Source organism: Streptomyces acidiscabies (assembly GCF_020010905.1).
In the GTDB taxonomy this organism is placed as follows: Bacteria; Actinomycetota; Actinomycetes; order Streptomycetales; family Streptomycetaceae; genus Streptomyces; species Streptomyces acidiscabies.
This window is the reverse complement of sequence record NZ_JAGJBY010000001.1, coordinates 4,709,617-4,729,163: the sequence shown is the minus strand read 5'-3', so window position 1 is coordinate 4,729,163 and position 19,547 is coordinate 4,709,617. Positions and strand designations below refer to the sequence as shown.

The 19,547-nt window shown below is 70.3% G+C and carries 18 protein-coding genes and 1 pseudogene; 9 read left to right on the top strand and 10 right to left on the bottom strand.

Going from position 1 to position 19,547, the window contains the following annotated elements; translation table 11 throughout:
- Nucleotides 1-552, bottom strand: a pseudogene (locus J8M50_RS49720) (ATP-binding cassette domain-containing protein); the annotation flags it as partial.
- Between the two features lie 129 nt (nucleotides 553-681).
- Between J8M50_RS49720 and J8M50_RS21720 the strand changes: the two are divergent.
- Complete coding sequence (locus J8M50_RS21720; RefSeq protein ID WP_010357862.1) at nucleotides 682-1,569, top strand: Gfo/Idh/MocA family protein; 888 nt, start codon at nucleotides 682-684, stop codon at nucleotides 1,567-1,569.
- A gap of 1,030 nt (nucleotides 1,570-2,599) precedes the next feature.
- On the opposite strand, the gene J8M50_RS21715 is transcribed toward J8M50_RS21720, so the two are convergent.
- From J8M50_RS21715 to J8M50_RS21705, 3 genes are all read right to left on the bottom strand, one after another.
- Nucleotides 2,600-3,073 carry a carboxymuconolactone decarboxylase family protein gene (locus tag J8M50_RS21715; RefSeq protein WP_010360256.1) on the bottom strand — a complete coding sequence of 158 codons (474 nt, stop codon included), beginning with the start codon at nucleotides 3,071-3,073 and terminating at the stop codon, nucleotides 2,600-2,602.
- 85 nt (nucleotides 3,074-3,158) lie between these two features.
- A complete protein-coding gene (locus tag J8M50_RS21710; protein WP_010360257.1) occupies nucleotides 3,159-3,479 on the bottom strand; it encodes a hypothetical protein in 321 nt (106 codons plus the stop codon).
- Nucleotides 3,480-3,517: 38 nt separating this feature from the next.
- Nucleotides 3,518-4,423, bottom strand: a complete 906-nt coding sequence (locus J8M50_RS21705) for a GNAT family N-acetyltransferase (protein ID WP_010360258.1) — start codon at nucleotides 4,421-4,423, stop codon at nucleotides 3,518-3,520.
- 294 nt (nucleotides 4,424-4,717) lie between these two features.
- Here J8M50_RS21705 and J8M50_RS21700 point away from each other — a divergent pair, with 294 nt between their 5' ends.
- The 5 genes from J8M50_RS21700 to J8M50_RS21680 all read left to right on the top strand — a co-directional run bounded on the left by J8M50_RS21700 (nucleotide 4,718) and on the right by J8M50_RS21680 (nucleotide 10,146).
- Nucleotides 4,718-4,903, top strand: a complete 186-nt coding sequence (locus tag J8M50_RS21700; protein ID WP_010360259.1) for a hypothetical protein — start codon at nucleotides 4,718-4,720, stop codon at nucleotides 4,901-4,903.
- Between the two features lie 48 nt (nucleotides 4,904-4,951).
- On the top strand, nucleotides 4,952-6,355 hold the full coding sequence (sthA, locus tag J8M50_RS21695) for a Si-specific NAD(P)(+) transhydrogenase (RefSeq protein WP_010360260.1): 1,404 nt from the start codon (nucleotides 4,952-4,954) through the stop codon (nucleotides 6,353-6,355).
- A 303-nt stretch (nucleotides 6,356-6,658) separates the two neighbouring features.
- Nucleotides 6,659-8,116 (top strand): APC family permease, encoded by a 1,458-nt coding sequence (locus tag J8M50_RS21690; protein WP_010360261.1) that lies wholly within the window; start codon nucleotides 6,659-6,661, stop codon nucleotides 8,114-8,116.
- A gap of 168 nt (nucleotides 8,117-8,284) precedes the next feature.
- Nucleotides 8,285-9,244 (top strand): KH domain-containing protein, encoded by a 960-nt coding sequence (locus J8M50_RS21685; protein WP_010360262.1) that lies wholly within the window; start codon nucleotides 8,285-8,287, stop codon nucleotides 9,242-9,244.
- A 35-nt stretch (nucleotides 9,245-9,279) separates the two neighbouring features.
- Nucleotides 9,280-10,146, top strand: a complete 867-nt coding sequence (locus J8M50_RS21680; RefSeq protein ID WP_029184647.1) for an aminoglycoside phosphotransferase family protein — start codon at nucleotides 9,280-9,282, stop codon at nucleotides 10,144-10,146.
- On the opposite strand, the gene nicT is transcribed toward J8M50_RS21680, so the two are convergent.
- From nicT to J8M50_RS21660, 4 genes are all read right to left on the bottom strand, one after another.
- Entirely contained in the window at nucleotides 10,104-11,213 is a 1,110-nt protein-coding gene (gene nicT / locus J8M50_RS21675) for a Nickel transporter NicT (RefSeq protein WP_223786237.1), read from the bottom strand. The genes J8M50_RS21680 and nicT overlap by 43 nt on opposite strands.
- 110 nt (nucleotides 11,214-11,323) lie before the next feature.
- Nucleotides 11,324-12,265 (bottom strand): lysylphosphatidylglycerol synthase transmembrane domain-containing protein, encoded by a 942-nt coding sequence (locus tag J8M50_RS21670; RefSeq protein ID WP_010360265.1) that lies wholly within the window; start codon nucleotides 12,263-12,265, stop codon nucleotides 11,324-11,326.
- A 127-nt stretch (nucleotides 12,266-12,392) separates the two neighbouring features.
- On the bottom strand, nucleotides 12,393-12,812 hold the full coding sequence (locus J8M50_RS21665) for a nuclear transport factor 2 family protein (protein ID WP_010360266.1): 420 nt from the start codon (nucleotides 12,810-12,812) through the stop codon (nucleotides 12,393-12,395).
- Nucleotides 12,813-12,955: 143 nt separating this feature from the next.
- Nucleotides 12,956-13,564: a TetR/AcrR family transcriptional regulator gene (locus J8M50_RS21660; RefSeq protein ID WP_010360267.1), complete on the bottom strand. Its 609-nt coding sequence runs from the start codon at nucleotides 13,562-13,564 to the stop codon at nucleotides 12,956-12,958.
- A gap of 133 nt (nucleotides 13,565-13,697) precedes the next feature.
- On the opposite strand from J8M50_RS21660, the gene J8M50_RS21655 reads away from it, so the two are divergent.
- From J8M50_RS21655 to J8M50_RS21645, 3 genes are read left to right on the top strand one after another with little or no spacing between them, the layout of a single operon-like run.
- Nucleotides 13,698-14,798 (top strand): FAD-dependent monooxygenase, encoded by a 1,101-nt coding sequence (locus tag J8M50_RS21655; protein WP_010360268.1) that lies wholly within the window; start codon nucleotides 13,698-13,700, stop codon nucleotides 14,796-14,798.
- Nucleotides 14,795-16,240, top strand: coding sequence for an MFS transporter (locus J8M50_RS21650; protein ID WP_079076295.1), 1,446 nt, complete (start codon nucleotides 14,795-14,797; stop codon nucleotides 16,238-16,240). The genes J8M50_RS21655 and J8M50_RS21650 overlap by 4 nt, the downstream gene beginning before the upstream one ends.
- Nucleotides 16,237-16,836, top strand: a complete 600-nt coding sequence (locus tag J8M50_RS21645) for a DUF6461 domain-containing protein (protein ID WP_010354463.1) — start codon at nucleotides 16,237-16,239, stop codon at nucleotides 16,834-16,836. The genes J8M50_RS21650 and J8M50_RS21645 overlap by 4 nt, the downstream gene beginning before the upstream one ends.
- Here J8M50_RS21645 and J8M50_RS21640 read toward each other — a convergent pair.
- Both J8M50_RS21640 and J8M50_RS21635 read right to left on the bottom strand, forming a co-directional pair.
- The gene (locus J8M50_RS21640) at nucleotides 16,826-18,652 is read right to left on the bottom strand and encodes a hypothetical protein (protein ID WP_010354464.1); all 1,827 of its coding nucleotides are present in this window, start codon (nucleotides 18,650-18,652) and stop codon (nucleotides 16,826-16,828) included. The two genes, J8M50_RS21645 and J8M50_RS21640, sit on opposite strands and share 11 nt — an antisense overlap.
- 5 nt (nucleotides 18,653-18,657) lie before the next feature.
- A complete protein-coding gene (locus tag J8M50_RS21635) occupies nucleotides 18,658-19,530 on the bottom strand; it encodes a carbohydrate ABC transporter permease (protein ID WP_010354465.1) in 873 nt (290 codons plus the stop codon).
- Between the last annotated feature and the right edge of the window lie 17 nt (nucleotides 19,531-19,547).

Sequence of the window (19,547 nt, the reverse complement as noted above, 5' to 3'; positions counted from 1 at the left end):
TCACGCCACCTGTCCGGCGTGCAGCGCCGTGTACGCCCCACCTCTGCGCAGGAGTTCGTCGTGGGTGCCCACTTCTCGGATGCGGCCGTCGTCCATGACCACGATTCTGTCAGCGCCTCGGACCGTGGAGAGGCGGTGGGCGGCGACGAAGGTGGTGCGGCCCTGGAGGAGGCGGGCCAGGGCCTGTTGGACCAGGGCCTCGGAGCGGGTGTCCAGGGCCGAGGTCGCTTCGTCGAGGACCAGGACCTTCGGGTCGCGGATCAACGCCCTTGCTATCGCGAGGCGTTGGCGTTGGCCGCCGGAGAGGCGGGCGCGACGTCGAGGGTGAAGCCGCGGACGGCGGCCCGGCCGGTGTCGTACTCGTGGTCGACCTGACGGAACGTCACCGGCGGTCACGCCCCAGGTGCGTAAGTACGAGACGAGCGCGGCGCCCGTCAGGACCAGCACGCCGACGACGTTGAGGACGACCCAGGCCGGCGAGCCGAAGCGGCCGTTGACGAGGTCGAGTCTGAGGCCCGAGTCGAGGAGGTGAACACGACGACGGCGCCGACCGGCGGCGAGCGCTTTCTGCCGGTCGGCAGAAGTACATCAGGGATTGGGGGGTCCGTGGGGGTGTCCGGCCGGTGAGATCGGCTTCGTGAAGGCTTGCGTGTACGCCCCGGGCGTGGGGAAAGTGGCGTCATGCGCATCGGACTGCTCGGTACGGGGCCGTGGGCCCGGATCGCCTACGCTCCCGCCCTCTCGGGGCATCCCTCCCTCGAATTCGTCGGGGTGTGGGGGCGGCGAGGGGAGGCCGCGAAGGAGATCGCCGGGGAGTACGGGGTGCGGGCGTACGACGATGTCGACGCGCTCATCTCCGATGTGGACGCGGTTGCCGTTGCTCTGCCGCCGGATGTCCAGGTCGCGTTGGCCACGCGGGCGGCTCTTGCCGGGCGGCATCTGCTGCTGGACAAGCCACTCGCCCTGTCCTCCCTCGACGGGCGTCGGCTGGTCGAGGCCGCTCGGGAGAACGGGGTGTCGTCCGTCGTGTTCTTCACGGCTCGGTTCGATCCCGTGATCTCCTCCTGGATCCGTGAACAGGGCGCCGTTGATGGGTGGTTCACCGGGCGGGCCGAGTGGCTGGGGTCCGTGTTCGCGTCGCCCGGCAGTCCCTTCGCGGAGTCGGCCTGGCGGCGGGAGAAGGGGGCGTTGTGGGATGTGGGGCCGCATGCCTTGTCCGTGTTGCTGCCGGTGTTGGGGGATGTGACGAAGGTGGGGGCGGCTGTGCACGGGCCTGGGGACACGGTGCACCTCGTCTTCGACCATGCGGGTGGGGCGTCCAGCACGGTGACGTTGAGTCTTACGGCTCCGGCTGCGGCTTCGGGGAACGCGGTGGAGCTTCGCGGTGAGGCGGGGGTGGTTGTTCTGCCGGAGGGGGTGAGTGATGCGGTGAGTGCGCTGAGCGGGGCGGCCGACGCGTTGCTGGAGGCGGTTGCTTCTGGCCGGCCGCACGCTTGTGATGCGGGGTTCGCTTTGCGGGTGACGGAGATTCTGGAGGCGGCGGAGGGGGTTTTGGGGGCGGGGGAGTAAGCGCGGTTACTGGATGCCGCTTGGGGTTGTGTGGCGGGTGCGGCTCCGTTGCGGCTGATCGCGCCCGCGCGGCGGCAGCCGCATATTGATACAGCCCCGCGCCCCTAAAAAGGGCGCTACGCGCCCATCAACCCTCGCCCCACGCGTAAGGTCTCCGCCCCGCCCGCCGAAGTACCGCGGCAGGCCGGATGGCAACTGCGGCACCACAAGGGCTGGTCGCGTCTGTGCGGCAGCAGCCGTACGTCAGATACAGACCCACACCCCTGAAGCGCGCTACGCGCCCCGCGCGTGAGGTCTCCGCTCCGCCCGTCAAAGTGCCACAGCAGGCCGGATGGCAACTGCACCGCCACAGGGGCTGAGCGCGCCCACGCGGCGGTAACCGCACATCAGATACAGCCCCCGCCCCTGAAGAGGCGCCACCTGCCTCATCGGGACGCGGTCCCACGCGTGAGGGTTCCGACCCGCCCGCCAAGCTCGCCCGTCAGGGCGCCACGGCAGGCCGGATGGCGGCTGCGGCGCCACAGGGGCTGAGCGCGCCCGCGCGGCGGCAGCCGCACATCAGATACAGGCCCACGCCCCTAGAAGGGCGCTGCGCGTCCATCAAACTCCGCCTCACGCATGAGAATTCCGACCCGCCCGCCAAGCCTCGCCCGCCGAAGTGCCACAGCAGACCGGAAGGCGACTACAGCACCGCGGGGGCTGCTCGCGTCCGCGCGGCGACAGCCGTACGTCAGATACAGCCCGGCACCCCTGAAGGGCGCTGCGCGTTCCGCGCGTGGGGATTTCGGTCCGCCCGTCGAGGCTCGCCCATCAGAGTGCCGCAACGAGATGGAAGGCGGCTGCGGCGCCGCGGGGCTGAGCGCGTCCGGTGCGGCGGCAGCCGTACGTCAGATACAGGCCCTTGCCCCGTCACGATGCGCCCCGCCCGTCAAGGTTCCGGCCCCGCCCTTTGGAGTTCCGGTTCGGGGTCCGTCCGCTTCGGGCTGCCCCGTGTGAAGGGGGCAGCCCGTCTCCCCGGTCCGGGCTCTCCTCAGCCGAACATTCCCGGCTGGTAGTCGCCCGCCGGCTGGCGGATGATCACGTTGGCTCGGTTGTACGCGTTGATGATTGCGATCAAGGACACCAGTGCCGCCAGTTGTTCCTCGTCGTAGTACTTCGTCGCGTTCTGCCACGTCTCGTCCGAGACGCCGCCGGCCGCGTCGGCGATGCGGGTGCCCTCCTCGGTCAGGGCCAGCGCCGCGCGTTCCGCGTCGGTGAAGACCGTGGCCTCGCGCCAGGCGGCGATCAGGTTGAGGCGGGTCGCCTCCTCGCCGGCGGCGGTGGCGTCTTTCGTGTGCATGTCCGTGCAGAAGCCGCAGCCGTTGATCTGGCTGGCTCGGATCTTCACCAGCTCCTGGGTGGCCGCCGGGAGGGTGGAGTCCGAGACGGCCTTGCCGGCCGAGTTGACGTGCCGGAGGACCTTGCCGAAGACCTGGCTGCCGAAGAGGTTGAGGCGGGCTTCCATCGTGTTCTCCCTGTTCCGTTCCGCTGGGTACACCACTTAGACAGCGCGGAGAGCCCGAGTGTGACAGCCCTGGATGTGACGCCTGTCACATCCCCTCGAACGGTTCGTCGCTCCACCGGAACCACGCCCGCCCCCCCTCGATGTGCAGCAGGAACTCCGGCACGGGCCCGTCCGGGGAGGACAGTGAGACGCGGCTCGTGATCGCGTCGTACGCGGACTCCCACTCCTCGGTCCACCCCTCGTTCAGCAGCGCCAGCTCACGGGTGAACAGGGGTTCGACGGCCGCGTACGCCGGGCCGGGCGTGAAGCGGCCCGAGAGCCACGGGAAGTCGGCGTCGTCGATCGTGACCGTACCGACCTCCTCGTCCCCGCACCGCACCCGCCAGATCTCACCGTCGAACCCCATGCCCTCTCCCGCCTGTCAGTCCGTCTTACCCCACCTTGTCACCCCCCACTGACAACGCCCTCGTAAGCGAAGTTCACCCGCTCCCGCACCACGGGATACCCGGCCTTCGTGAAGTGCGCGGCCATCGGAAAGTTCCCCTGGTCGGTCGCCGCGGCGATGAACCGCGCACCCCGTTCGGCGAGGTAGTGCGTGCACTCGGCGAGCAGGTCGTACGCGTACCCGTGCCCGCGCTGCTCCGGCACGACGCCGATGAACCCGATACAGGGCCCGCCCGGGTTGTGGGCCGGGATGTGGATGCCGGCCAGCTCCCCCTCGGGCGTACGCGCGACCTGCCACCACTCGCGCGGCGACGGGCACCAGCGGAAGAAGTCGATCTCCTCCTGCGCGGCCTGGTCGAGGCCGCCCTCCTCGATGGCCTTGCGCGCGTGCGCGTCGAGGGTGACCGAGTGGATACGGCGCAGCGCGTCGAAGAAGACGGCGTCGTCGGGTTCGGGGCCGAAGGAGAGGCGCCCGGGGCGGTCGGGGAGGCCGCAGTCGGGGGTCCAGCGGTAGATGTAGCGCTCGACGAGGAGGCGCTGTCCGGCGCGCCGGGCCACGTCGATACGGGCCTCGGCGGCGGCCTTCGTCGCGGGGTCGTCGCGCCAGCCGCCGGGGAGGTTCAGCTCCAGGCCGACCTTCCAGGGGGCCGTACGCAGCAGCTCCACGCCGGTCTCTTCCTCGCCGTCGGCGAAGTCGAGCCACTGCGAGGTGAGGGGTTCGGCGTCGTCGGGGCCGCCCCACCAGACGGCGCGGGCCACGACGCGGCCGTCGCGCAGGGCGACGCGCTTCCAGTCGGGGCGGTGGGTGACATGGCCCAGGGCCTCGGCGGCGCGCAGCGGGTCGGGCAGGGTGTCGAACAGGTGGACGTCGCTCTCGTCGAGCGCGCGGATGACCAGGTCGGTCACGGATTCCTCCGGGTAGCGGAAATGCGGTGCGCTCCCGGGCAGGTCAGACGTGGCACGCGACGGCGGCGGGGAGGGAGCGCGGGGTCGTGGTGGACTGCATGGCGCTCGCCTCCTTCCGTTCGTCTCGGGCGTGCGGTCAGACGATATGACAGCCGTCTCGGGGGCGTCCAGGAGTTTTCCGGCGACGAGTTTTCCGGCGATCTCCGTGGGCACGCGCACATGCGAGCCGCGCGATGAGTGGCGATAGTGGATTTGTCGACCTAGCCGGTCGACCACACCAGAGGAGTCCATCCCATGACGAGCCCCTCCGAGGACCGTGCCACCCCCGACGCCCTGCTCCACACCCGCACGGGGACCGAGGTGACCCCCGAGGACATCGTCCTCGCCGCCGGCCGCGACCTCACCCCCGAGAACCTCGCCTGGGCCGAACGCAAACTGGCGGCGGAGGGAGACGCGGCGATCGAGAAGCTGCTGCCGTAGGACCGACGCACCCTTCCGGAAACCCTCACCCCCTGCCACACTCCGACCGTGCCCGATTTCGACATGCTCGTGCTCGGATCCGGTCCCGGCGGCCAGAAAGCCGCCATCGCCGCGGCCAAACTCGGCCGCAGAGTCGCTGTCGTCGACCGAGGTGACATGGTCGGCGGTGTCTCGCTGCACACCGGCACCATCCCGTCGAAGACCCTGCGCGAGGCGGTGCTGTACCTGACCGGTCTCACCCAACGGGACCTGTACGGCCAGAGCTACCGCCTGAAAGAGAACATCACCGTCGCCGACCTCACCGCCCGCACGCAGCATGTCGTGAACCGCGAAATAGAGGTCATCCGCAGCCAGCTCTCCCGCAACCAGGTCCCGTTGTTCGCGGGAACCGGCCGCTTCCTGGACCCGCACACCGTCGCCCTGACCGAAGTCACCGGCCACGAGCGGGTGTTGACGGCGGAGCACATCGTCATCGCGACCGGCACCCGCCCCGCGCGCCCGGAAACCGTGGAGTTCGACGGCCGGACGATCCTCGACTCGGACAACGTGCTGACGATCGAACGCGTCCCGAGGTCGATGGTGATCGTCGGCGCGGGCGTGATCGGCATGGAGTACGCGAGCATGTTCGCGGCGCTCGGCAGCAAGGTGACCGTCGTCGAACGCCGCCCGGTCATGCTGGACATGTGCGACGTGGAGATCGTCGAGGCGCTCAAGTACCAGCTGCGGGACCTGGCCGTGACGTTCCGGTTCGGGGAGACGGTCGCGGCGGTGGAGCGGCACCAGCACAGCGCGCTGACGGTGCTGGAGAGCGGCAAGAAGATCCCGGCGGACGCGGTGATGTACTCGGCGGGCAGGCAGGGCCTGACGGACGAACTCGCCCTGGAGAACGCGGGGTTGACGGCGGACGCGCGCGGCCGGATCGCGGTGGACGAGCACTACCGTACGCAGGTCCCGCACATCTACGCGGTCGGCGACGTGATCGGCTATCCGGCGCTCGCGGCGACGGCGATGGAGCAGGGCCGGGCGGCGGCGTACCACGCGTTCGGGGAGCCGGTGGGCGGGATGGACGCGCTCCAGCCGATCGGCATCTACACGATCCCGGAGATCAGCTTCGTCGGCCGTACGGAGGATCAACTCACCGAGGAGTGCGTGCCGTTCGAGGTCGGGGTGGCCCGGTACCGGGAGCTGGCGCGGGGTCAGATCATCGGGGACGCGCACGGGATGCTGAAGCTGCTGGTGTCGCCGGTGGACCGCAAGCTGCTCGGGGTGCACTGCTTCGGGAGCGGGGCGACGGAGCTCATCCACATCGGCCAGTCGGTGATGGGATGCGGGGGCACCGTCGACTACTTGGTGGACGCGGTCTTCAACTACCCGACGCTGGCCGAGTCCTACAAGGTCGCGGCGCTGGACGCGACGAACCGGCTGCGCCAGCTGGACCGGATCGGCGACTGAACCCTCGTACGCCGCAAGGGAGTTCGAGAAAACCGGTCGTAGAGGTTACCCGACGGTCAATCTTGAAAGGTAAACCGTTGGGACTATCATCACTCGCATACTCGGTGTGACCGGCCGCCGACGGAGCGGTGGTGCGACAGGTCCCGCACGCAGGTTCCGTACGGCCTTTTTCCCGCCGCCGTCCCAGGTCGCCCCTGGACGCGCCGGCGGTGCGACCCCCAATCCCCCACCTCCACCCCCCACCCCCCACGCGCCGCCGGGCAGTTGACGCCGCGCGGTGTGCACGACGGAAAGCAGCGCACCATGAGCAACAGCAGTGGTCGAGGGCTTCAGGCGAACGTCCTCGGCACGTTCGACACGGTGGTGATGGCTCTCGCGGGCAGCGCTCCCGCGTACTCGATCGCGGCGACAACCGCCGTACTGGTAGGGGCAGTTGGGCTGGCCAGTCCGGCGGCCCTGCTGTACTGCGCGCTGCCGATGGCGGGCATCGCGCTCGCCTACCGGCACCTGGGCCGCATCGACGCGAACGCGGGCGCGGCGTACTCGTGGGTGGGGCGCACGCTCCACCCGTTCCTCGGGTTCCTCAGCGGGTGGGCGCTGGTGGTGTCGACGACCCTCTTCATGGTCGCCGGGTCGCTGCCCGCCGGGTCGCTGACGCTCTCCCTGTTCGACGAGGGGCTCGCGGGCTCCACGGGCTGGTCGACGGTCGTCGGCGCGGGCTGGCTGATCCTGATGCTGGGCATCGTGCTCGGCGGGGCGCGGCTCACCGCGCGGGCCCAACTCGTCATGTCCGGGATCGAGTTGGCGATCCTCGCGGTCTTCGCCGTGCTGGCGTTCCTGCACGCGGACAACGCGCGGGCCTTCGACTGGGCCTGGTTCGGGCCCGGGCAGTTCGACGGGGTCGGCGGGTTCGCGGCGGGGGCGCTGGTCGCCGCGTTCTACTACTGGGGCTGGGACGTCACGAGCAACCTCAGCGAGGAGACGCGCGACAGCCGCCGGACCACCGGGCTCGCCGGGCTGATCGGGCTCGGGGTCGTGTTCCTGCTGTTCGAGATCTACACGGTCGCCGTCAATGTGGTGCTGACGCGGGACGAGATCGACCGGGACGCGGCGAACGTGCTGGGCGCGCTCGGGGAGGCCGTGTGGCCCGGGTGGGGCGGGAAACTGCTGGTCGTGGCGGTGATGCTGTCCACGATCGCGACGCTGGAGACCACGCTCATCCAGGTCACGCGGTCGCTGTTCGCGATGGGGCGCGACCGTACGATGCCGGCCGCGTTCGGGCGCGTGCACCGGCGCTGGAATACTCCGTGGGTGGCGGTCGCCGTCGTCGGCGCGGTCGCGCTCACGCTGCTCGTCGCGTCCAACGCGCTCGGGTCCGTCGGCGAGATCCTCTCGGACGCGATCTCCGCGATAGGCCTCCAGATCGCCCTGTACTACGGCCTCACCGGGCTCGCCGCGGTCGTCGCCTACCGCAGGCTCCTCCTGCGCTCCCCGGCGACGTTCCTCCTCGGCGGGGTCTGGCCCCTGTGCGGCGCCCTCTTCATGTTCTGGATCTTCGCCGAAGCCCTCGGTTCCCTGAGCACCCCCGCGATCACGATCGGCCTCGGCGGCCTGGCCCTCGGCCTGATCCCCCTGCTCCGGTACCGCGCCAAGGGCAGCGACTACTACCGCCCCACCCGCCTGGACGCCTCCCACACGATCACGTCACACGCGGTACCGGCGGGCAGAGGCGCGTACGAGGGCGTACCGACGGACTTCTGAGACGCGGGGCACGGACTACGACGGGTACGAGGCTGTCGCGCCGATTCCTGGGGGCGCGCGGGGCGGTTACGGAACGCACGACACGCCCCGCCCTCGCTTCTCCCCCTCAGTCACCCGCCCTCACCCCACCCCCTGACACTCCCCGAGCCCCGACCCGAGGCAGGTTCCATGGTGCGTGATCGTTTCTCGCTCGACTTCGATCCCGACTGCGGGGACGAGGCGCTGACCGTGACGCGGCCGGATCTGGTGATCGGGAGATGGCACGGGCTGCGGGAGTTGCTGCGGGCGACGGGGCCGGACTGGGCGGCGCGGGGGCATCGGGTGCGGCGGCTGGCGGAGGTGTGTGCGGGCGGGTCCACCGTGGAGTCGTGGCTGGCGGCCGAGCCGCGTGACCCGGACGCGCTGGTGCTGCGCGCGGCGACGGAGACGACGCGGGCGTTCAACCTGGCGATCGAGGCGGGCCGGGGTGCGCCGATCGACCCCCGTCGGATGGACGCGGCGGTGTCGGCGTGCCTGGCGGCGACGGAGGCGTACCCGGTGGACCCGACGCCGTGGGTGTCGCTGATCTCGGTCGCGCGGCTGTACCCGGCGGGGGTGCGGCGGCAGGAACTCGCCCGCTGGTGGGACGAGTTGCACCACCGGGACCCGTACAGCATGGAGGGCCACCTCCAGGTGCTGCACTACTACTCGGCCCGCTGGCACGGCACGCACGGCCTGATGTACGACTTCGCCCGCGACGCCGCCGGGGTCTCCCCGCCGGGGTGTCCGCTGCCGGTGCTGGTGCAGTACGCGCGGGTCGAGGAGTACCGGCACACCCTGGACCTCACCCGCGACCGCCCGACCACCGTCGGCATCGCCCAGCACTGGACGAACGACGGCGCGATCAGCGACGTACGCCGCACCTGGGACCGCTGGCTGTCCCCCCGCCCCGACCACTTCCCCGTCTCCCCCGCCGAACTCCGCGACCTCAACCACCTGGCCCACGCGGCCTGCCGGGCGGGCGAGCAGGAGATCGCCGGCATCCTCCTCGACCTCATGGGCCGCCGCGCCACACCAACTCCCTGGACCTGCACGGGAGATCCCTCCCAACAAATCACCCGCTACCGCAAGGACCTGACGAAAAGGTGAGGACACCTGCGCCCGCGTTCACGCAGACTGCGCGCATGACCGACATCGACGCCGGACTCGTACAGGCCCTGATCGCCGAGCAGTTCCCCGCGTGGGCGGACCTTCCCGTGCGGCCGGTACCTCGACAGGGCTGGGACAACCGGACGTTCCGGCTCGGCGAGGAGTTGTCGGTACGGCTGCCCAGCGCGGAGGGGTACGTCGCGGCGGTCACCAAGGAGGACCGCTGGCTGCCTTTCCTGGCAGGGGAGTTGACGACACCGGTACCCGCGCCGGTGGCCGTGGGGCGCCCGGCGTCGGTGTACCCGTTCCCCTGGTCCGTACGGCGCTGGCTCCCCGGGGACACGGTCGAGTCCGGCGCCGTGGACCGCGTCCAACTCGCGCGGGATCTCGGCGAGTTCCTACGCCGCCTGCGCGAAGTTCCCGCCGAGGGCGGGCCGGTGGCGGGGCGGCACTCGTGGTACCGGGGATGCCATCCGAGTGTGTACGGGGATCAAGTCGCCGAGTCGCTGGTGACGTTGGCGGACGCGGTGGACGTGAGCGCGTGCCGGGAGGTGTGGAGCGAGGCGGTGGGGTCGGTGTGGGGATCGGCGCCGGTGTGGTTCCACGGGGACGTGTCCGCCGGCAACCTCCTTGTCCGGGACGGGAAGTTGGCCGCCGTCATCGACTTCGGGACGTGCGGGACGGGGGACCCGGCGTGTGACCTCGTGATCGCGTGGACGTACTTCGAGGGGGTCGAGCGGGAGGTGTTCCGGGAGGCCGTGGGGTTGCCGGACGAGGTGTGGCGGCGGGCTCGGGGGTGGGCGTTGTGGAAGGCGTTGGCGGTGCTGGCCGGGTTGTCGAGTCCTGATGTGGACGGGGTTCAGAGGCGGGTGCTGGAGACCGTGTTGGCGGAATCCGGCTGATCCGTCACCGGCTGGGGATTTACTCCCCACTTCTCCTCGATCCGTCCCACCTTCCACACGATCAGCGCGATCCCCCACGCCGCGACGAACATCCCGGTCACCACGAACCCGAGTGTGTTGAGGTCGAGGCCCGATACCCAGTCCCAGAACGCTCCGTGCAGGTCGAGCTTCTCCGCGGCCAGGCCCAGGAGTTCGGCTGTGCCGATGAGGAGGGCTACCGCTACGGAGAGGCCGGTCACCGTCAGGTTGTAGTAGACCTTGCGGACCGGCTGCGAGAACGCCCAGCCGTACGCGAAGTTCATGAACGAGCCGTCGATGGTGTCGAGGAGGGACATGCCGGCAGCGAAGAGGACGGGGAGGCAGAGGATCGCGTACCAGGGCAGGCCCGAGGCCGCGCCGGAGCCGGCGAGGACCAGGAGGGCTACTTCCGTGGCCGTGTCGAAACCGAGGCCGAAGAGGAGGCCCAGCGGGTACATCTGCCAGGGCTTGGTGATGGAGTTCATGACCCGGCCCAGGAGGCGGTTCATGAAGCCCCGGTTGTTGAGGTGCTCCTCCAGCTCCGCCTCGTCGAACTCACCCGTCCGCATCCGCCGGAACACCTTCCAGATCCCGGCGAGGATGACGAGGTTGAGGATGGCGATGACGTAGAGGAAGGTGCCCGAGACGGCCGTACCGATCAGGCCGGTGACGTCATGGAGGCTGGAGTTGTCGTCGCGCAGCGGGCCCGCGAGGGTCTTGACGCCGAAGGAGAGCAGGAGCGCGAGGGCGAAGACGACGCTGGAGTGGCCGAGGGAGAACCAGAAGCCCACGGAGAGCGGGCGTTGACCCTCGCTCATCAGCTTGCGGGTCGTGTTGTCGATCGCGGCGATGTGGTCGGCGTCGAAGGCGTGGCGCATGCCGAGCGTATAGGCGGTGACGCCGATGCCGATGCCGAAGGTCTTCTCGCCGATGCTGTAGTGGTGCGGGGCGACGATCGCGACGAGCGTGAACCAGCCCACGACGTGCAGGGCGAGGATGAACGCGGCCATTCCGGCGACGCGAGTCCATTCCTGCCGGGTCATCGTCATGGGGGTGGTGCCTTTCGTCGCAGAGGTCGAGCACCCGCCATACTCTCCTAGTTGCACATCATGTGCAGTAAAGCCCGCGACAGATCTTCACCATGGCTTGACCAAGGGTTTTACAGCGCCCGGCGCCTGATCAGCGCCACCAGCACCACCAACCCCGGCACCAGCGGCAACCACACCGTCAGCAACCGGTACCCCAGCACAGCGGAAGCAGCCGCCACAGCCGGCGCCCCCGTAGCCGCCAGCGACAACGCCAGCACCGCGTCCAGCGACCCGATCCCACCCGGCGTCGGCAACAGCGCGGCGGCACTGCTCGCCGCGAGATACAGCAGCGCGACGTGAACCGGCGACAGCGCGAGCCCGATCGCACGAGTAACCGCGATCAGCACGCACGCGTGCAGCACGGCGAACGCGAAGGACCCGCCCCACAGCGCCGCCGCCCGGCACGGCCGCGCATGGACGGCCCGGATATCGGCCACGACCGCCGACAGCGCCCGCCGGCACCGCGCCCACAGCAGCAGCCCCGGAAGCAGCGCCACCACACCGACGACGGCCACGACGACCCCCGCCGGCGCCTCGGGGACCTGGAGGACACCGGGAGCCAGCGGCGCGAGCATCGCGATCAGCGTGACGCGGGCGACACAGGACGCGGTCGCCTTCACCCCGAGGGCCGTCGCGGAGCGCGTCGCGGACAGGCCGCAGCGCATCAGGAACCGCAGATTGACCGCGCTCGCGCCGAGCCCGGCGGGCAGGAGGTGGTTGGCGGCGGACGCAGCGAACTGTGCGGCGACCAGCTTCCCGCGCGGCAGGCTCGGCGGTACGGCGCCCTGCTGGGCGAGCGCCGCGCACCCCCACGTACCCACCGTCGCGAACGCGCCGCACAGCAGCCAGCCCTGGTCCGCGACGGCGAGGCGGCCGGCGCCGTCGGAGACCACCGACCAGTGCCGGCGGGCCAGCCAGACCACGCCCAGCAGGACGGCGAACGAGCCCAGCAGGGGCCAGGGGACCCGGCGTCGTACGGGAGCGGCGACCGCGACACACGGCTCGGAAGTCATGCGCGCTGCCTCTCTCCACGGTCGACGACTGTCACTGGGGGCCTCGCCAACGTAACCCTCCGCGAGGCGATCCGGCGTCTCCGGTTCCCCCGGGCGGCGGACCCCGGCCGTACGCTCACCCCTGCCCTCAGTCGTGCGGAAACGAATGGTGTTCGTGGGCGATCACCCACTCCCCCCGCTCCTTGACCAGCCCGAACGTCAGCCGCAGCCGCAGTTCCGGCCGCTCGGCCAGTTCCTGGGCCGTCCCGCAGAGCACCAGCGCGTGCGCGTACGCGACGTCCGTGCCGGCCGTCACCTCCAGCGTCTCGATGTCGAAGCGGGCGCCGAGCGCCTGCCACGCGAACAGGGGCGGCCAGATGACGCGGTACGCGGCGCGGGAGCGGATCCCCTCGTACGGCGGGGCGACGTTGAACATCGACAGCGCCTCGGCATGCCGCGCGAGCACCCCGTCGATGTCACCCCGGTGCACGGACTGTGCCCAGCGGGCGATCAGCACACGGATGCGCGCCTCGTCGTCGACGGCGGTGGAGACCTGGGTCGGACACACGGCGGACGCTCCTTTCCTCTCCCCCTCTCTCACGGATACGAGAGTGATCCGTCTTCCTGTGAGGAGGTTGAACCTTGCCTAGGTGCACCCCTTCCAACGATTCACTCCTGTACATCCGTTCCCTGCCGATTGCGTGGATTCGCTCAGGCGTCCGGCGCTGTGGCCCTGATCCCCGCGAGGACCACGCCGACGACGCGTTCCGCATCCGTACGAGTGAACGGGCGCATGCCACGATTGACGATCAGGTGTACCGGGCCGGAGATCATCTCGCCGAGGAATCCGCTGTCGATCGGAGGGAGTTCGCCCCGCTCCACGGCGGTGTCGACCCGGCGCCGCATCGCGGCCACGCGCTGGTCGAGGACCCTGGTCAGCGCCTCGACGGTGCCGCTCTGCCGGGCCGGTGAGATGGCCTTTTCGAGGGACTGTCCGAACGGTGTCTCCAGGACACCGGCGAGCGCGATCACGAAATCCACGAGGTCCCGGTGGATATCACCGGTGTCGGCCACCGAGGCCAGCTCCTCGGCGTACGTGAGCAGCGCCTCGGCGACCAGTTCCTCACGGTCGGGCCAGTTCCGGTAGACGCTCGCCTTGTGCACGCCGGCCGTCTCGGCGACCTCCTCGTAACGGAACCCGGCGATGCCGTCGCGGGCCACGAGTTCGACGGTCGCCGCGAGGATCCGCTCCCGCACCCGCGCGGTACGGCCCCCGGGGCGCCGCGCGGCCTGCCGGTCAGTGGTTCCGTCGGCCGTCACCGCGCTCACCTCACGTTCTGTGCTCGGACGGCGATTCTCGCCAGGCACGCCGTTGCGGTGCAAGCGGGCGGCACGTACGCTCGATTAAAGCGACAGCTTGTCGCTTTAAGTTCGAGTCACTTGGAGCACCTACGTGAAGATCCTCGTCTCCGGAGCCGGAATCGCCGGTCTGGCCTGCGCACTTGAGTTAGGCAGGCGCGGTCATGACGTCTCCGTCGTCGAGTACGCCGACCGACTCCGCCTCGCCGGCACCCCCATCGACATCCGCGGCGACGCGGTCGACGCCGTGGACCGGACGGGCCTGCTCCCGGCGATCCTGCGACGCCGGATCGACATGTCCGAGCGCACCCGATTCGTCGACAGCCAGGGCCAGTCGATCGCCCCGCTCCCCCTCGCGGAGATCAACGACTCCGCCCGCGACATCGAACTCCTGCGCGGCGACCTCGTCCGCGTCCTCGCCGACGCCCTGCCCGGCACGGCGACCGTCCGCTTCGGCGACTCGGTCGAGACGCTGACGGCCGACGGCGACGTACGGTTCGCCTCCGGCCGAACTGAGCGCTATGACGTGGTAGTTGGCGCCGACGGCCAGCATTCAGGCGTACGGGAGCTGGTGTTCGGGCCCGAGGAGCAGCATCTCCGGCATCTGGGCGTGTACTTCGCGCTCGCCGCGCTGCCGGGGGAGGCTTCGGCGGAGGGGCCCAACTCGATCTACAACGTGCCGGGTCGGATGGCGGGGGTCTTCCGGTACGGGGGTGGGGCCGTCGCCGTGTTCCAGTTCCGGTCGGCGCCGCTCGACCACGACCACCGTGATCCGGACGCGCAGAAGAAACTGCTCGTCGACGCCTTCGCGGGTCAACGGTCGTGGCGGATACCGGAGTTGCTCGATGCGGCGCTCGCGGACCCCGGGTTCTACTTCACCTCCGCGAGCCAGATCCGGATGCCGTCCTGGCACCGGGGGCGGGTCGTGCTGGTCGGGGACGCGGGGTACAGCCCGGCGTTCCTGTCCGGGCGGGGTACGTCGCTCGCGCTGACGGGGGCGCGGTTCCTCGCGGAGGAACTCCAAGTCGGGGACCTCGGCGCCGGGTTCGCGCGGTACGAGGCGCGGCAGCGGCCGTACGTCGTCGCCGCGCAGGAGCGGGTTCACGGGGGCCGGGAGCGGATGCTGCCGGAGACGTGGGGGGCCATCGCGGCGCGGAACGAGGCGCTGCGGGCCGCTGAGGGGAACGCGCGGTGACCGACACCCTGGAGAAGCCCGTCCCCGTCCTGCGCGAGCACCGCTGGAGCAAGCGGCTCGTCCTCTGGGCCCTCGTGCTCACCCTCGCCAACGTCCTCGCGGACATGGCCGTCGGCTCGCCCATGATGGTGCTGCCGCAACTCCTCGACCACTTCGACACCGACCAGGCCGCGTGGCTGAACATGAGTGCGCTGCTCGCCGGGGCGCTGTGGTCGCCGCTGCTCGCGAAGGGGTCGGACGTCCTGGGCAAGCGCAAGGTGCTCGTCGGGACGCTGCTCCTCGCGTGCGGGGGTGCGCTGGTCTGTCTCGTCGCGCCGAACGTCTGGGTCTTCCTGGCGGGGCGTTTCCTCCAAGGGGCCGCGTTCGCGGCCGTGTTCCTCACCGTGGCCCTCGCGCGGCAGATCTGTACGCCCAGGGTGGCGATGGCCCTGATCGGGCTCGTTACGTCCGGGTCGTCGGTCGTCGGGATCGTCGAGCCGTACGTGATGCGGCCGGTGATCGACGTGTTCGGCTACCGCAGCGTGTTCTTCGTGGCGGCGGTGCTCGCGGCGGTGGCCGCCCTGTGTGTACGGACCCTCATCCCGGAGTCGCCGGTCCGGGGCACCGGCAGGGTCGACCTGAAGGGGGCGCTCCTGCTGGGCGGCGGGATCGGCTCGGTGCTGGCGTACGTCAGCCTCGGGGGCGACCAGGGCTGGCTGTCCGGGGGCATGCTCGCGCTCCTCGTGGGCGGCGGCGCCGCGCTGACCGGCTGGGTGCTGCTCGCGCTGCGGACCGAGGAACCCGTCGTCGATCTGCGGGGGTTGAGCCGTCCGATCCTGCTGACGCTGCTCGCGCTGGTCCTCGCGGCGGGTTCCTTCCGGAGCATGCTGCAACTGACGAGCATCGTCGCCCAGGTCCCCGCCGACCTGGGACTCGGCTACGGCCTCGGCGAGGGAGAGGCAGTGGCGGTCCTGCTCTCCGCGCCCAACCTCGGCATCGTGATCGGCGGCACGCTCGCAGGTTGGCTGGCGGGCCGACACGGCCCGGCCCTCCCCCTCCTCGGCGGCATCGCCCTGGGCGCGGCGGCGACCTTCGCCATGCTGGCCGGCGTCGCCGCCCTCCCCCTGGCCATCGCCTGCGGCACCCTCGCAGGCATAGCCGCCGGCGCGATCAGCGCCTCCGGCTACAACCTCGCCACCAGCCTCGAAACCCCCGAACACCAGGGCACGGTCGCCGGGTTGGTCTCGGTGATCCTCGCCCTGGGCTCGGTCGTCTTCACCTTCACCGGCGGCGAGATCCTCAAGGCCACGGAGATAGCCGGACTCTCCGCGGACGGCGCCCCGGTGAGCACGGCGACGGGGGTGCACCTGTACGCCGGAATGACGGGGGTGCTGTTCCTGCTCGCGGCGGTACCGGCGCTGGTGCTGGCACGCGGAAGGACCCCGATACCGTCGTCCTCATGACCGACGGCATCACCTGGCTCAAGGACTACGACGGCTGGCTCACGGCCCTGCTCTTCGCGAAGGGTGTCTCCCCCGAGGAACTGGCGGCACGCATGGGAGGCGCGCTTCTCCCCGAGCCGGCCACGGAGTTGGGAGTGGACGACCTGGATGAGGAGGATGCCGTGATCCGGGTGGGGACGTACGGGAGGTGGACCCTGGCCGTCGAGTACGGCGACTCCCCGGCCGGCGATCTCCTCCCCGAACTCTCCCGCGACGGCGTCGAGTTGGTCAGGTACTCCCCCGCGCAGGAACACCCGCCCACCCTCTTCGACCACGCCCGCGACGGCGTCCACCTCTGCGGCCACGGCCTCACCGAGGAGTTGTGGCGCTGGGGCGACCAACCCGACCTGCTCGTCCCCGAGTTGACCGCCGCCGGGATCCTCGCGGACGACGGAGCGACGTACCTCCCGGCGGACGACAAGAAACACGGCAGGGAACACAGCGAGGAACAGCGAAGCCTGGCGTTCCTGGAGCGGAGGTTCGGATTGTCCCTCTCCCCCGCGTATCTCCTGGACGCCAGGCTCCCTGTCTACGCGCTGCGCCGCCTCAGCGGCTGAGCCTCAACTCAGGTTCGGCAGCCGCGTCGAGACCCCCGAGGACCGCCGTGAACACGTCCGTGCGGAGCGCGAGGCCGTTCGAGGTCCACTCTGCGCTCAGCTTCAGTGGTGTTGGGTCGCCGTAGCGGACGGCGAAGACGTGCAGGTCGTCGGGGGCGTCCGGGATGGGGCCCGCCTCCAGTGCTGTGGAGCTGACCAGGTGGTGCCAGCCCTCGTCGGGGTTGCCGTAGCCGCGTGGGTCGGCGGCCAGGGTGAACGCCGCCTGTTCCTGCGTGAGTTCGGACCGTGCGTCGAAGTGGTCCGGGCCCTCGGTCTGCGGGTGAGTGAGGCGTAGCTCCCCTGCCGAGGCGACCCCGGGCGCCGATGACGTACGCGCCACGCGTCCCTCGTCGTCAGCCGCGTACGGCAGCCCCGCCAGCAAGTACGGCTCCCCGTCGAAGCGTTCGACCGCGACAGTCGTCCACAGGGACGTGCCGTCGGTGACGTACAGGGACCGGACGCTGCGCAGGACGTGGTCGCGGCCGACTACCGGCTTGGTCACCAACTTCGCGGTGAGTCCGTCGACTTGGAGGTCGCGGACCCGCACCTCGCCCATCGGGCGCGTGAACAGGAACCCGTCCAGGACAGGGCCGAAGCCGTGCTGGCGGTTCGTCGCGGCCGGCAGGTAGTACGTGCCGCCCGCCTCGACCAGCGCGGGCGTCATCTTGGAGTCGAACGCCACCGACACGGTCCCGGCGCGGAGTTGGTGCCTCACCGGCACCCCGGAAGGCTTCCGGTGCCAGACACTGTCGTCCTGGATCTGCCAGACCAGCATCCACGCGAAGTGCCCGTCGACCCCGCCGTCCAGCTTGACCGCGTGCCGTCCCCACCGGGTGTCCCCCCGGTAGCGCCCGATGTCGGCGCCGATGCGCGCGCCGAAGTACCGCAGCCCCAGCACGGATTCGAACCCGGAGTGCTGCTCGCTGTAGCGCGGACCGCCGTTGTCGAAGCCGCCGACCGTGAGGCGGGCGTCGATGTAGCGGGCCAGCGCCGCACCGTCCTCGGCGAACATCTCCTCGCCGGAGACCCGGTGGGCCTGGGCGAGGAACGAGAGGGAGATCGGGCCGTAGTTGTTGTCGTAGGCGCCGCCGTGCTCGGGAGGCAGCAGCGCGCCCCGGTCGTACACACGGTGCGCGCGGATCTTCGTCCGGTACAGCTCCAGGGCCGTGGCGCGGACCGACTCCCCTTGCGCGGACGGGAGTTGCTTCGCCAGCGTCAGGCCGCCGACGATGCAGCCGATGGCCTGGTTGCCGGCCTCCTGCGGGTTGAAGAACGTCGCCTCGGTGAGCCAGCGCCAGTAGCCCTGGGCCACGTCGAGGAGCCGCGCCCGCTGGTCCTCGGGGACCAACCCGTCCGACAACTCAAGGACGTTGAGCGCCTGGAGCAGCGCCCACACCGTGCTCGGCCAGTCCCCGATGGGGTGCGCGCCGGAGGCGAGGACGTAACGGGCGTACGGGAACCCGGAGCCCCGGACCCGAAGGTTCGGGTAGCCGGGGTTGTCCTCGGTGTAGACGCGCTGGTCGAGGTGGAAGGCGAGGCTGCGGCGGACGGCGTCGGGGAGCCGCTCGTCGCCGGACCGCTGCCAGGCGAGCGCCAGCAGCGAGGTCATGCCGAGGGACGTGTCGCCGATGTCGTCGTCGCAGTCGGGGTGTTCGAGGTTGCCCTCGGGGGTCAGGCGGGCGAGGGCCTGCTCGACGACGTCGGCGAGGACGGCGTCGTACGCCTCGGGGCTGTCGGGAAGGTCGTGCAGGGGGCCGCGTTGGTGGAGGAGGTGCACGCGGGTCAGCCCTTCATGCCGGAGGTGGCCATGCCTTCGACCAGCCTCTTCTGGAAGATGAGGAAGCAGATCAGGGTGGGCGCGAGGGCAATCGTCGACATCGCGAACATGGCGCCGTACGAGGAGCCGCTGGTCTGGTCCATGAAGAGGGTGAGTCCGAGGGGGACGGTGAACTTGTCGTTCTGCTGGAGGTAGACGAGCTGGTGCAGGAAGTCGTCGTAGGTCCAGATGAACGTGAAGATCGTGGTGGTGACCAGCGCCGGCTTCATCAGCGGCAGGATGATCTTCCAGTAGATCTGCCAGGGGTTGGCGCCGTCCATCATGGCCGCCTGGTCCAGCTCGCGCGGGATGGAGCGGATGAACTGGACCATCAGGAAGATGAAGAAGGCGTCCACCGCGAGGAACTTGGGCACGATGAGCGGCAGGTAGGTGTTGATCCAGGTCAGGTTGTAGAAGATCGTGTACTGCGGGATCAGCACCGCCTGCGTCGGCAGCATCAGCGTGCCGAGCATCAGGCCGAACCAGAGCTTCTTCCAGCGGAACTCGAAGCGCGCGAAGGCGTAGGCGGCCAGCGAGCAGGAGATGATGTTGCCGATGACCGCGCCGATCGTGACGATCAGCGAGTTGGTGATGTACAGCGAGAAGGAGTTGCCGGAGCCGCTCCAGCCCTTGCTGTAGTTCTCGGGGTTGAGCTTGTCGGGGATCAGCCCGGGGTGGGTGAAGATCTCCGTGTCGGGCTTCAGGGAGCTGCTGAGCATCCACATCAGCGGGTAGAGCATGACGATCGCGACACCGATGAGGACGGTGTGGATGAAGATACGGCGGGCGCCGGTGGCGGAGCGAAGCCTCTGCAACGGCGACGGGGTGATGGCGGACATCGAAGCTTTCCTCAATC